The organism is Vagococcus humatus (genome assembly GCF_003950325.1).
Classification (GTDB): Bacteria; Bacillota; Bacilli; order Lactobacillales; family Vagococcaceae; genus Vagococcus_C; species Vagococcus_C humatus.
This window is the reverse complement of record NZ_PXZH01000005.1, coordinates 87646-101124: the sequence shown is the minus strand read 5'-3', so window position 1 is coordinate 101124 and position 13479 is coordinate 87646. Positions and strand designations below refer to the sequence as shown.

Here is a 13479-nt window from a genome sequence, read left to right as displayed (position 1 = left end):
CTTTACTGAAAGGAATGGTAATATGAATTTTAGTAAAATGATTTCAGAAAATGCAAAGTATTTAACTAGAAGTGAACAAGAAGCATTACAAAAATTATTTACTTATCGGGATGAGTTAAATTATCATCACTTTACTATTACTCAAATAGCAGAACAATTGAATATTAGTAGTACGACGCTTCATAGAATGGTCAAAAAATTAGGTTTTAGTAGTTTTACTATTTTTAAAGAGAGTTATTTCTCTAAAGATTATTTTGATGATAATTACGAAATAACAAATTCTGAATATATTAATGGAATTTATTATACTTATCATCAAATTGAAAGTACTATTAATGATGAGTTGATAGATAAAATTAATCAAGCTAGTAGAGTTATTTTCTATAGTATGGGAATGAATGCATATATAGCTAAAATGTTTCAAATTAAGTTTGCTTTAGCAGGGTTTCATGTTGAGCAATATGATGATTCACGTTATATGAGAGTATCTAGTAGGTATTTACAAGGAGATGAATTTATTATTGTTCTCTCTAGGTCTGGAAATCCACCTGAATTAGTGGAAGCTATGTTAGATGTAAATGCAAAACAAGTATTTTCACTGTTAATTACCGAAAATACAGCTTCGCCTTTGTCTTCTTTAGCTACTAAAACTATTTTGATTCCTAAAAGTCAAGATTCTGATATTAATATTGATACAAGAATTAATTATCATGTAGCTTTAGATTGTCTAGCAAATCATATTTTTTCTAGAGAAAGGACAAACAATGAGTAAGTTGAAACAATTAAATCGAAAAAATAATGGATCAATGAAGTGGGATTTAGAATATATACAACCCCGTTTTGGAACTAAGCAAACCAAAGTTTACCCATTATTTATAGCAGATATGGATTATCAATGGGAACCAACTTTGTTAGACAAGTATATAGAATACTGTAATTCGCCTGATTTTGGCTATTTTCATGTTCAAAAAAATTTTTATGATGCTGTTGTTAATTGGTATGAAGATATCCATCAGTTAAAGTTAGAGAAAGAATGGATTGTACCAAGTGTTGGAACAGTAACAAGCATGCATTTTTTGACAAATATATTTAGTAAAAATCAAGGAGTTCTTTATTTTAGTCCTGTCTATGGGCCATTTTCTAATTGTGCAAAATTAGGAAATCCTGTGAGTTGTTTTATGAATTTAGGAGAAAATTTACGTTATTGGATAGATTGGGACAAACTGGAACAGTCAATTGTTTTAGACAATATAACAACTATTTTGTTTTGTAACCCACATAATCCTAGTGGCCAAGCGTGGAGTCGTAAAGAGTTAGAAAAGTTAATGTGTTTAGTCAGAAAATATGATTTATATCTTTTTTCAGATGAGATACATGGGGATTTATATGTTGGACAAAATAGATTTATTTCAATGATAGACTTAGCGAATGAAGAAGATAAGGTAGCAGTTTGCACATCAGCAAACAAGACGTTTAATTTATCCGGTTTAACAACTTCATACATATTGACTAAACATATAAGAATCCAAGAGCAAGTCAAAGATTTTTTTAGTCAATTGCATATAGAAGTGAATCGTATGGGGATTGAGATGACCACTTTATGTTATCAATCTGGTCGGAATTGGTTAGAAATCTTAAATGAGCAAATAAAAGAAAATATAAGCTTACTTCAATCTATTTTAGGTGAGTTACCCATGTGTCAAGTTATATTACCGGATTACGGATATTTGGTTTGGGTTAAACTTTCAGAAGAAATTAATTCAGAACTATTTGTTGATGATTTGGCAAAAAAAACTGGTGTTCTTTTAGAAAAAGGTAGTCGGTTTAAAAATAATTATGATCAATTTATAAGGATAAACGTAGCGACAGATCCTCAATTATTAGAGGAAGCTTTATCAATTACTGCTAATTTTTTAAATAATTATTGATATATTCATCTCTTTTAACTTTTTTAGAAGGAAGTTAAAAGAGATGAATTTTTTATGCGAGTTATAATTCTTGATTTTTTATAAATATAAACAGGTTATTTTTTGAAACCGTTTTATATTTATGGTACATTTAGTATAAGGAAGATTATTTAATAAGAGTGATTTGATTTATCTTTCAAACAACTTATTTATATCGTTATTTGTTTTTTTAAGGATTATTAAATAATTTTTAAATTAAAAGAAAGTAGAGGGATACTTATGAAGTTTACAATGGATCAACGTAATATTTTAACGCCGCTACAAGAAATGGTTAGTGATCAACCAATTGTTTCGATTGCACTAAATGTTCAGACAGATTTAAAAGGCATTGAAAAAAGTCGATTGGTTTTTAAAAATTTTATTAAAGAAGCTGAGAAGAAAACTCGTGAAAACTATCCAGCAGCAAGTTGGGATTCGATTGAAACTCAATTAGATCGGTTGTATCAAGATAATCGTTTTTGGCAACAAAATTACCGCGGAGTGATTGTGATTGCCAATCAAGAAGAACTGTATACTTATCATTTCCCTTTTGAGTTACAAAAACGTGTAGTAGTTGACCGCTTACCGTATATTTTACCAATGGTGGAGCATGAGCAGTTATTCTCTCACTACCATGTTTTATGTTTAAATCAACAATCTATTCGCTTTTTTGATGTTAACCACCAAGAAATTGAAGAGGAAATTTTACCAGAAGATGCGCCTAGAACGTTACAAGAGGCATTAGGTAATCAGTTAACAGGTGGAGAATTAAACTTCTCATCTCGTGGCTCTGGAGCAGGTTCTGTTATTTTCCACGGAAGTACCTCTAAAAATGAAGAAATGGATAAAGATTTAAAAAATTATTTCCAATTAGTTGACCGCTATATCACTGAATATTATTCAAAAGAGTATACTAGACCACTTGTTTTATTTAGTTTAACAGAAAATCGAGGTCATTTTATTAAGTTGTCACGAAATCCTTACTTAGAAAAAGACTTATACATTAATGCTTCAGCTTCTGAATTAGAGACTAAAAAAATTGTGGAGAAAATTCATGAATTTTACCCTGTTTGGCGTGAGATGATGGTAAAAGAATTGAAAAAAGACTATGATAAAATGTATTCAGAAGAAAAATCAACTCATTTTTATGATGATATTCAATTTGCTTCTCAAGAAGGAAGAATTAAGCAGTTATGGTTCTCTTTAGATGAAGTTTATCAAGAAGCCCACATTACTGACTATAATAGAATGGCTTACCAATCTATTAAAAATGGTGGAGATGTATATATTTTACCTGACAATGTTATGCCTGAAAAAGCTAAATTTGTTGGGCTATTAAGATATTAAACTTATGCCAATAGATAGTTAAGACTAGCAATTAAGTTGCTGGTCTTTTTTGTGGAATTTTTGTAACTTATCTATTCTTCAAAAGTAAGCTATAATAAATATATTAACTTTATAGTAAAGGAAGAAGGCAATGGTTACTTTATCTGATGTGGCTAAGAAAGCAAATGTATCAAAAATGACAGTGTCAAGAGTGATCAATCATCCAGAACAGGTGACAGATGAGTTGAAAGAATTAGTCTTTAAAGCTATGAAAGAATTAAATTACAAACCTAATGTAGCTGCAAAAGCATTAGCTAATAATCGAACTCAAGTAGTCAAGTTATTTATTTTAGAGGAAATGGACACAACAGAACCTTATTACATGAATTTGTTAATGGGGATTTCAAAAGAATTAGACAAGCATCAATATTCTTTACAACTTGTGACAGAAAATAGTTTCGATATGGGGATTAGCGACGGCTACATTATAACAGGGATGAGAGATCAAGATTATGAATGGATTGGTCGTATTGAAAAACCAGTCGTTTTGTTTGGTGAAAACCGTTATGGCTATGATCATGTCGATACAAATAATGTTAAAGGAACTAGTTTATCAACAGAACATATGATAAAACAAGGTTATGAGCACATTCATTTTATTGGTATTGATGTGAATGAACCTTTTGAATATGCAAGAGAAGTAGGGTATATCAATACCATGCAAAAACATGGCCGAGTGCCGATTATTCATCGGTTTGAAAATAGATCACGTTATGCTAGTCAATTTATAGCAGAAAATTTCCAAGATTTTCCTAAAAAGACAGGATTTGTTTGCAGTACTGACCGATTAGGGATTGGCGTGGAAAGAGGTTTACTTAGGAAAAAAGCCAATATTCCTGACGACTATGGAGTAATTGGTTTTGACGGTGTTTTTTTAGATCAAATTGCCTTTCCACGTTTAAGTACAGTCAAACAACCAGTTATCGAAATGGGAGAAGCTTGTGCTAAAATGTTACTTAATAAAATAGAACAAAAAGGGGCTCCTCAAGGTATTAGACTATTTGATCCAGAGCTAATTATTCGAGGTAGTACAGATAAAGAAAGTGAGGCATTGATTTAATGCCTCACTTTCTTTATGTTATCGGTAACAGAGTAATTGAGATTGAAACCGCTTGTAACATTTTGTAAGCTTACATTGAATAGATAAAATAGTTGGAGGGCGACAGATGAGTAAATGGCAAAATAAGGTAATTTATCAAATATATCCTAAAAGTTTCCAAGATAGTAATCAAGATGGTGTCGGTGACATTCCTGGAATTATTCGTCGCTTAGATTATTTAAAAAACTTGGGAGTAGATATTATCTGGCTAAATCCTATTTTTCTTTCGCCGCAAGTAGATAATGGCTACGACATTTCAGATTATTATCAAATAGATCCTATTTTTGGCAGTATGGAAGATGTGGAACACTTAATCAAGGAAGTCCATCAACGAGGGATGAAACTTATTTTTGATTTGGTGTTAAATCATACCTCAGATCAACATCCTTGGTTTCAAGAAGCACTAAAAGGTAGAGATAATCCTTATCGAGATTTTTATTTATGGGAAACAAGTCATAAGGATAGGGAAGAAATACTACCTAATAATTGGGGCTCTTTTTTTGGTGGTTCTGTTTGGGAAAAAGAACCTAAGACTGGAGATTATTATTTTCATTTATTTGCAAAAGAGATGCCAGATTTAAATTGGGAAAATCCTAAAGTAAGACAAGCCATGTTAGAGTTAAGTTGTTTTTGGCTAAAAAAAGGCATAGATGGTTTTCGGCTAGATGCTTTTATACATATGGGAAAAGCAGATTTTTCTAAACAAATTCCCGGACTTTTAACTGGAGAGGTTGCGGTAAAGGAAGAATTCTATGCTCATCGTCCAGAGGTGTTTGTTTATTTAGAAGAATTAATAACAAAATGGAAAAAGATTAAGCCAGATGTGTTTATTTTAGGAGAAGCAGCTTCTGCCACAGCTGACTTAGGTAAAACCTATATGGATCCTAATCGGCCAAGTTGTGACTCCATTGTCAGTTTTAGATACTTTAAAGAAAAGCCCCAAAAAATTAAAGAGGAGTTACCAGAAGAACTTACACCTAAAAAATTAGATGTGTCAGCGTTTAAACAAGAGATGGAACAGTGGCAACAGTTAGGACCAGATATTTATCCCACTCTTTATTGGAATAATCATGATATGGAACGATTGGTTTCTAGGTTTGGTCAAGTAGAGGAGTATAGACAAGAGTCTAGCACTTGTTTAGCCACGTTAATGTATTTACAAAAAGGTATCCCTGTTATTTATTACGGGGAAGAAATTGGCATGAAAAACTTAATGTTAACCCAGATTACAGACACAAAAGATCAACAAGTCAGACAGCTCTTTGACCAGTTAGTAGCTCATGGTTATTCAAAAGAAACAGCGTTAAGATTAGTCAGTCATAAAAGTAGAGAAGCTAGCCGAGGAAGTATGCAGTGGGACTCTTCAAAGTATGCTGGATTTTCAGAGGTAGCTCCTTGGTTAGGAGTTAATCAGGAAACTATTTATAATGTGGTAGATCAGCAAGAAAGTGCTAGTATTTTAGCCTACTATCAGCGTCTTCTTCAATTAAAGAAGACAGCACTGTTTAGCCAAGGAAGATATCATTTAATCCCTACGTCAGATGATTGGTATATTTATAGACGAGAGTTAGAAAATAAACAAGCAGTTGTTATTTGTAATCTTACAGAACAGCAGCAGTTACTACCAGAGAGTATTCAACACAAGTTAGGTAATATGTCTTTAGAATTGACTAATTATCCAAAAGAGATGATAGCTTCTAAGTATTTAGTGCCACCATACGGAGCTATGATTTATTTAAAAGAATGAGTTAAAGGAGAGAGATAATTGGAAAAAGCAGGGATTTATCATCGACCAGAGAGTGAGTTTGCTTATTTATATGAAAAAGATTTGATGCATCTGCGTCTTAGAACAAAAGCGGCTGATGTAGCCTCTGTTCAACTAATTCACGGAGATCCTTATTTATTTGAGGTAGATCATTGGTATAATCAGCAGACGCCAATGAAACCAGTAGCTCACACAAGTTTATATGATTATTGGGAAATCGAAGTAACAGCTCCTCACCGACGTTTAGCCTATGCTTTTTATCTGAAAGGAGTCGACGGAGAGGAAGTCTTTTACGGAGATCAAGGTATTTTTCTAACACCTAATGAAACAAGAAAAGACTCAGCCACTTATTTTAGAATGCCTTATTTTCAAGAAGAAGATAGAGTCAAAACACCAGATTGGGTCAAGAAAACAGTTTGGTATCAAATCTTTCCAGAGCGATTTGCTAATGGGGATAAAGAAAATGATCCTGTTAATACTTTACCTTGGGGCAGTAAACAGCATCCAGAAGTAGCAGATTTTTACGGTGGAGATTTAAAAGGAATCATTGATCATTTAGATTATCTAGAGCATCTTGGAGTGAATGGGTTATACCTGTGTCCAGTGTTTGAAGCAAAATCTAATCACAAGTACGATACTACCGATTATTATCAAATCGATTCAGCTTTTGGAGATAAAAAACTATTTAAACAATTAATAGATGAAGCTCATCAAAGAGGTATGAGAGTGATGTTGGATGCAGTTTTTAACCATATTGGTTACGACTCACCTCAGTGGCAAGATGTGTTAGCTTTTGGGAAAGAGTCTAAGTATTACGACTGGTTTTATATTCATCAATGGCCAGTTGAAACCGACAAGGTAAATAATTATGAAGGCTCAACAACCATTGCTTATGATACTTTTTCATTTGTTCCTAATATGCCTAAATTAAATACTGGTAACCCTGAAGTAGCTAAGTATCTCTTAGACATTGGGACTTATTGGATTCAGGAGTTTGATATTGATGGTTGGCGTTTAGATGTAGCTAATGAAGTCGATCATCAATTTTGGAAAAAGTTTTATCAAGCGACCACTGAATTAAAACCAGATATTTATTTATTAGGAGAAATTTGGCATTCTTCTCAAAATTGGTTAAATGGGGACGAGTTTCATGCTGTCATGAATTATGCCTATACTAAAGCGATTCAGGATTGTTTCATCTATCAAAAAATATCTGTTGAAAAAATGATAGATAGTATCTACGAGCAGTTAATGCTTTATAGAAAACAAACCAATGAAGTGATGTTTAATTTATTGGACAGTCATGACACCCCTAGATTGTTAACTATTTGTAATGAAGATAAAGATTTAGCTAAACAAGTCTTAACTTTTATGTTTATGCAACCAGGAGCTCCTTGTATTTATTACGGAACTGAAATAGGTTTAACAGGACACGGGGATCCAGATTGTAGAAAATGCATGATATGGGAAGAGAAAGCGCAAGATTTAGAGCTATTCTCGTTTATGCAACAGTTAATTGACTTGAGAAAAACTTACGCTGACTTATTAAGTCAAGGGAGCATTCAGTTACAAGCTTCAAAGGATAATCCCCAATTAGTGATATTAGAGAGAGTGTGGCAAGAAAAACGCTTGGTTGCTTATTTTAATATAAGTAGTCACGAATACTTTTTACCTAATTCTGAAGAATTAACTCAACAGTTATGGGAGTTTAAAACATTAATAGAAGCAACTGGACTAACAATTCAACCAAAAGGCTTTGTTATATGGTTAGACGAAGGAAAAACTGTTAGCGGTAACAATGGTTAAGCGCTTGCAATGTTACAGTGAACATCGGATAATGAACATAACGAATTAAATAAAACCAATTTAGGGGGACAAAACAATGAAAACGAGTTTTAAAAAGATTGGCTTAGGTTTGTTTGTCGCAGGTTTAACATTATCTCTAGCAGCTTGTGGTAACAGTGGTACAGATAAACAAGCAGATGGTAAAAAAACAACGACTGTGGATATTTTTCAATTTAAAGTAGAATTTAATGATCAATTTAAGCAAGTCGCAAAAGATTATGAAGAAGAGCATCCAGGTGTTAAAATCAACATTTCAACAGTAGGTGGCGGGGATGACTACGGTGCTGCCCTTAAAACAAAATTTGCTTCTGGAGAAGAGCCAGCTATTTTTAATATTGGTGGTCCAGAAGATTTAAAAACTTGGAAGAAATACTTGGCAGATGTGAGTGATACTAAAGCAGCTGAAAATGCTTTAGAAGGTACTTTAAATGGAGTTAAAAAAGATGATAAAGTCCTAGGACTTCCTTATAACATGGAAGGTTATGGTTTACTTTATAATAAAAAAGTCTTTAAAGAAGCAGGGATTAAAGTTGAAGACATTAAAACACAGGAAGATCTAAGAGCCGCTGCTGAAACTCTAGATAAAAAGAAAAAAGAGTTAGGTTTAGAAGCTGTTTTTGCTCTACCTGCTAAAGAAACTTGGGTAACAGGGTTACATTCTTCTAACTTGTTTATTGCACCTGAATTTGATAATGATGTAAACAAAACTTACGAAGCGAAAGAAGTTAGCTTTAAATACGGTAAAGAATTTAAAGAATATATCGATGTTCAACAAGAATATTCAGTTCAACCAACGACTAGTTTAGACTACTCTAAACAAATGGAAGAATTATTCTCTAATGGAAAAGTAGCTATGACTCAACAAGGTAACTGGGTATATGGCACAATTGAAGAAATTGATGAAGAGTTTGCTGAAGAAAATGTAGGTATTTTACCAGTTCCTGTTAATGGTGTTTCAGAAAACAAAATTCCAGTTGGCGTGCCAAACTACTGGGCAGTCAATAAAAACAAAGATGAAAAAGTTCAAAAAGAAGCACGTAAATTTATGGACTGGTTATATACATCTGATGAAGGTAAAGAAGCAGTTTTAGAAGAATTTAAATTTATTCCAGCTTACTCTGGTTATGACACAGATAAGATTGCTGATCCATTATCTAAACAAGTGTACGAATACTCTAAAGACGGCAATGCAACAGGTTGGGTGTTTATGGGTTACCCAACTGATTGGGGTATGAATGTTTTAGGAGCAGGTATTCAAAAATATGTGAGCGACAATGCTTCATGGGATGAAGTAGTGAAAGAAGCACAAGAACAATGGAAAACGTCAAGACAATAAGTTAATGGGGGAAGGATAGAGGGACATCTACGTTTCTCTGTCCTTTTTTCAAAAGGAGGAAGATTAGTATGACAAACAAAAAGAGCTGGTTATATGTGTTTTCCGCTCCAGTCTTAATTGCTCTATTTTGTGTAGTAATATTGCCTTTATTATTTGGTGTTTATTATTCATTTACAGACTGGGATGGAGTAACAGTTAATGGATTTGTAGGGTTTCAAAACTACTTAAATGTATTTAAAGATCCAGGTTTTAGACAAGCTTTATGGTTTACCACAAAATTTTCAGTCGTGTCTATTATTTTAATTAATGTGATTGGTTTAGGTTTAGCTTTATTAGTGACACAAAAATTTAAAGGAACTAGTTTATTACGGACTATTTTTTTCATGCCGAACTTAATTGGTGGACTTATTTTAGGATTTATTTGGCAATTCGTTTTTATTAAAGCTTTTGCAAGTTTCGGTAATTTAGTAGGGATTGAGTCTTTACAAACCTGGTTATCCACAACGCAAACTGGCTTTTGGGCATTAGTCATTGTTATGTGTTGGCAAATGTCAGGATACATTATGGTTATTTATATTTCTTACTTACAAAGTGTAGATGTGTCTTTATTAGAAGCAGCTAGTTTAGACGGAGCTAATGATTGGCAACAATTTTGGAAGATTAAATTTCCAATGATTATGCCAGGATTTACAGTCAGTCTATTTATGACTTTGTCTAACTGTTTTAAATTATATGATCAAAACTTGTCCTTGACTGGTGGAGGTCCTTATAACTCGACTCAAATGGTTGCTATGAATATTTTTAACACAGCTTTTTCACAAAATAAAATGGGTTATGCTCAAGCTAAAGCTGTTATCTTCTTTATAATTGTCGCAGTGATTTCCTTAACCCAAGTTTATATGACGAAGAAGAAGGAGGTTGAAGTTTAATGGAGAGCAAACGGAAAAAAACAGTGATTAGTTTTTTAGGATATGTATTAGCTATTATTTGGTTATTTCCATTTTACTTAATGATTAGTAATTCACTTAAAACGAAAAAAGAAATTTTTAATAATACTTTGGGATTGCCTAAAGATTTGACTTTTGACAACTATCCCCAAGCTTTTGCTGATTTAGACTTTACTAAGACACTGCTTAATTCATTAATTATTACTGTGATTAGTGTCATTCTGATTGTGGCTTTATCTTCTTTAGCAGCCTATGCTTTACAACGAGTGAAAAGTAAATTTAGCAATGTTGTGTTTATGATGTTCGTTGCAGCAATGTTGATTCCTTTCCAAGCTGTTATGATTCCTTTAGTGACTATTTTTGGTAAAATTGATCAACTAAATATGGCAGGGCTAATCTTTATGTATGTAGGATTTGGCTCAAGTATGTCTATTTTCTTATACCACGGAGCAATGAAAGCTATTCCTCGTGCATTAGATGAAGCAGCGATTATCGACGGAGCTTCTCGGTTTGAAATTTTTAGATATGTGATTTTTCCAATGTTAAAACCGACTACAGTGACTGTTGCTTTACTAAATACTATGTGGATTTGGAATGACTATCTATTACCTTCTTTAGTTATCAATAAAGAAGGTACACAAACGATTCCTCTTAAAATGTTCTTTTTCTTTGGAGAGTATACGAAACAGTGGCACTTAGCTTTAGCAGGTTTAGTGATTGCGATTATTCCTGTCATTATTTTCTACTTCATTATGCAAAAACAAATCATTGCCGGTGTTGCAGATGGGGCAGTGAAATAGTTAACGGAGGTTTACACTATGTTTAAACGATTATTTGAAATTGATCCTTGGAAAATAAAAACGTCTAAATTTGATCCACAAAATAAACGACTTCAAGAAAGTATTACCTCACTTGGCAATGGCTATATGGGTATGCGTGGTAATTTTGAAGAAACTTATTCTGGAGATACTCATCAAGGGACTTATTTTGCTGGAGTATGGTATCCAGATAAAACCAGAGTGGGTTGGTGGAAAAATGGTTATCCAGATTATTTTGGTAAGGTTATTAACGGAATTAACTTTATCGGCGTAATCCTTAAAGTAGACGGAGTTGTTATTGATTTAGCCAAAGTTCCTTATGAAGATTTCTATTTAGAATTAGATATGAGAAATGGCTTATTAAAACGGGAGTATCGAGCTATTTTAAATGACAAAGAAGTTCTAGTGTCTTTCCAGCGGTTTATTAGTTTAGATCAAGCTGAATTAGCTATGATAAAAGTCGGATTGACTATGGTTAAAGGATCAGCTGATGTAGAATTAATTCCTTATTTAGATGGTAATGTAAAAAATGAAGATAGTAACTATGAAGAAGTTTTCTGGTTGAAGGATGAACAAGAAGCGTCAGAGAATAGTTATGTTATGATGACTACCAAACCTAATGACTTTGGGATTGAGCAATTTACAGTGACTGCTATGATGGCCAATCATTTTTCTAAAGAAACAGAGAGCACATTTTCTTCAACAGAAAAATATGTAGCTGAAACTTTCCAATGTGGTTTAGCAGAAGAAGAATCTGTTTTTCTTGAAAAAGCAGTGGTTGTGGTAACTAGTCGAGATGTTTCAAAAGAACATCAAGTGCTTCAAGCTAAAGAATTGTTAGCTAAAGCTTTGGCTAACTCTTTTGAAGAATTATTAGCTAAGCAAACCTCTGCTTGGGCAGCTCGTTGGCAACAAGCAGACATTGAAATAGTAGGAGATGACGAAGCCCAACAAGGTATTCGCTTTAATCTATTCCAATTATTCTCGACTTATTACGGCGAAGATGAAAGACTAAATGTTGGTCCTAAAGGGTTTACTGGTGAAAAATATGGCGGGGCGACTTATTGGGACACAGAAGCCTATATTATTCCAATGTATTTATCTGTGGCAGGTAAAGACATCACTAAACAACTGTTAAAATATCGTCATCAACAATTACCTGGAGCTTTCCATAATGCTAAACAACAAGGATTAAAGGGAGCTCTTTATCCAATGGTGACCTTTAATGGTATCGAGTGTCACAATGAATGGGAAATAACCTTTGAAGAAATTCACCGCAATGCAGCAGTTGCTCACGGAATTTATAACTATACTACTTATACTGGTGATGACACATATTTGTTAACTGAGGGTATAGATGTTTTAGTGGCTATCTCAAGATTTTGGGCAGACCGAGTTCATTTTTCTAAACGGGAAAATAAGTATATGTTACATGGAGTAACTGGTCCAAATGAGTACGAAAATAACGTGAATAACAACTGGTATACTAATACAATGGCTGCTTGGGTTTTACGTTATACTTTAAGCCAATTAGATAAAGTGACTGTTGAAAAGTCTGAAGAATTGGCAGTAAGTCATACTGAAAAAGCTTTATGGCAAGATATTGTGGATAAGATGTATTATCCAGAAGACTCTGACTTAGGTATTTTTGTTCAACATGATACTTATTTAGATAAAGATTTAAGACCAGTTAGTGAATTATCACCTGATGAATTACCTTTAAATCAGCATTGGTCTTGGGACCGAGTATTACGTTCTCCTTTCATTAAACAGGCAGATGTTTTACAGGGACTTTATTTTCTCAATCATGAATTTACAGAGGAAGAAAAACGCCGTAACTTTGAATTTTATGAGCCTATGACTGTTCATGAATCATCTTTATCTCCATGTATTCACAGTATTTTAGCAGCAGAACTTGGCATGGAAGAAAAAGCAGTTGAAATGTATCAACGAACTGCTCGTTTGGATTTAGATAACTATAATAATGACACTGAGGATGGCTTACACATTACGTCAATGAGTGGAAGTTGGTTATCCATTGTCCATGGTTTTGCAGGTATGCGAACCTTGACAGGAGAGTTAAGCTTTAGTCCATTTTTACCAAAAAATTGGGAAACTTATCAATTTAAACTAACTTATAGAGACCGCTTAATTTCTGTTAAAGTAACATCAGACAGTGTAGACTTTACCTTGATATCTGGTGAGGCTTTAGACTTAGTGGTGTATGGAGAAAGTTATACATTGAAAGAAGCACTACATGTACCTATAAAATAAATGAACAAAGCCAATCTTAAAATAGATTGGCTTTGTTTTTAAGAGTAAATAAGGAGAGAAAGT

At 33.2% G+C, this 13479-nt stretch carries 10 protein-coding genes; all 10 read left to right on the top strand.

Annotation, left to right across the window (positions count from 1 at the left end; translation table 11 throughout):
• Positions 1–22: 22 nt before the first annotated feature.
• The 10 genes from C7P63_RS08650 to C7P63_RS08605 all read left to right on the top strand — a co-directional run bounded on the left by C7P63_RS08650 (position 23) and on the right by C7P63_RS08605 (position 13416).
• Positions 23–772, top strand: coding sequence for a MurR/RpiR family transcriptional regulator (locus C7P63_RS08650; RefSeq protein ID WP_125943759.1), 750 nt, complete (start codon positions 23–25; stop codon positions 770–772).
• Positions 765–1928, top strand: a complete 1164-nt coding sequence (locus C7P63_RS08645) for a MalY/PatB family protein (protein ID WP_125943758.1) — start codon at positions 765–767, stop codon at positions 1926–1928. The genes C7P63_RS08650 and C7P63_RS08645 overlap by 8 nt, the downstream gene beginning before the upstream one ends.
• A gap of 258 nt (positions 1929–2186) precedes the next feature.
• The gene (locus tag C7P63_RS08640) at positions 2187–3293 is read left to right on the top strand and encodes a baeRF6 domain-containing protein (RefSeq protein ID WP_125943757.1); all 1107 of its coding nucleotides are present in this window, start codon (positions 2187–2189) and stop codon (positions 3291–3293) included.
• A gap of 130 nt (positions 3294–3423) precedes the next feature.
• Complete coding sequence (locus C7P63_RS08635) at positions 3424–4392, top strand: LacI family DNA-binding transcriptional regulator (protein WP_125943756.1); 969 nt, start codon at positions 3424–3426, stop codon at positions 4390–4392.
• A 106-nt stretch (positions 4393–4498) separates the two neighbouring features.
• Positions 4499–6178 (top strand): alpha-glucosidase, encoded by a 1680-nt coding sequence (locus tag C7P63_RS08630; protein ID WP_125943755.1) that lies wholly within the window; start codon positions 4499–4501, stop codon positions 6176–6178.
• An 18-nt stretch (positions 6179–6196) separates the two neighbouring features.
• Positions 6197–8002: a glycoside hydrolase family 13 protein gene (locus tag C7P63_RS08625; RefSeq protein WP_125943754.1), complete on the top strand. Its 1806-nt coding sequence runs from the start codon at positions 6197–6199 to the stop codon at positions 8000–8002.
• A 76-nt stretch (positions 8003–8078) separates the two neighbouring features.
• Positions 8079–9377: an ABC transporter substrate-binding protein gene (locus C7P63_RS08620; protein WP_125943753.1), complete on the top strand. Its 1299-nt coding sequence runs from the start codon at positions 8079–8081 to the stop codon at positions 9375–9377.
• Between the two features lie 68 nt (positions 9378–9445).
• Positions 9446–10306, top strand: coding sequence for a carbohydrate ABC transporter permease (locus C7P63_RS08615; RefSeq protein WP_125943752.1), 861 nt, complete (start codon positions 9446–9448; stop codon positions 10304–10306).
• On the top strand, positions 10306–11124 hold the full coding sequence (locus tag C7P63_RS08610) for a carbohydrate ABC transporter permease (RefSeq protein WP_125943751.1): 819 nt from the start codon (positions 10306–10308) through the stop codon (positions 11122–11124). The genes C7P63_RS08615 and C7P63_RS08610 overlap by 1 nt, the downstream gene beginning before the upstream one ends.
• 18 nt (positions 11125–11142) lie before the next feature.
• Complete coding sequence (locus tag C7P63_RS08605) at positions 11143–13416, top strand: glycoside hydrolase family 65 protein (protein WP_125943750.1); 2274 nt, start codon at positions 11143–11145, stop codon at positions 13414–13416.
• Positions 13417–13479 lie beyond the last annotated feature (63 nt).

Bases quoted from the DNA above. Each gene is read 5' to 3' on its own strand.
- C7P63_RS08650 (WP_125943759.1), top strand. From the start codon at position 23: ATGAATTTTAGTAAAATGATTTCAGAAAATGCAAAGTATTTAACTAGA.
- C7P63_RS08645 (WP_125943758.1), top strand. From the start codon at position 765: ATGAGTAAGTTGAAACAATTAAATCGAAAAAATAATGGATCAATGAAG.
- C7P63_RS08640 (WP_125943757.1), top strand. From the start codon at position 2,187: ATGAAGTTTACAATGGATCAACGTAATATTTTAACGCCGCTACAAGAA.
- C7P63_RS08635 (WP_125943756.1), top strand. From the start codon at position 3,424: ATGGTTACTTTATCTGATGTGGCTAAGAAAGCAAATGTATCAAAAATG.
- C7P63_RS08630 (WP_125943755.1), top strand. From the start codon at position 4,499: ATGAGTAAATGGCAAAATAAGGTAATTTATCAAATATATCCTAAAAGT.
- C7P63_RS08620 (WP_125943753.1), top strand. From the start codon at position 8,079: ATGAAAACGAGTTTTAAAAAGATTGGCTTAGGTTTGTTTGTCGCAGGT.
- C7P63_RS08615 (WP_125943752.1), top strand. From the start codon at position 9,446: ATGACAAACAAAAAGAGCTGGTTATATGTGTTTTCCGCTCCAGTCTTA.
- C7P63_RS08610 (WP_125943751.1), top strand. From the start codon at position 10,306: ATGGAGAGCAAACGGAAAAAAACAGTGATTAGTTTTTTAGGATATGTA.
- C7P63_RS08605 (WP_125943750.1), top strand. From the start codon at position 11,143: ATGTTTAAACGATTATTTGAAATTGATCCTTGGAAAATAAAAACGTCT.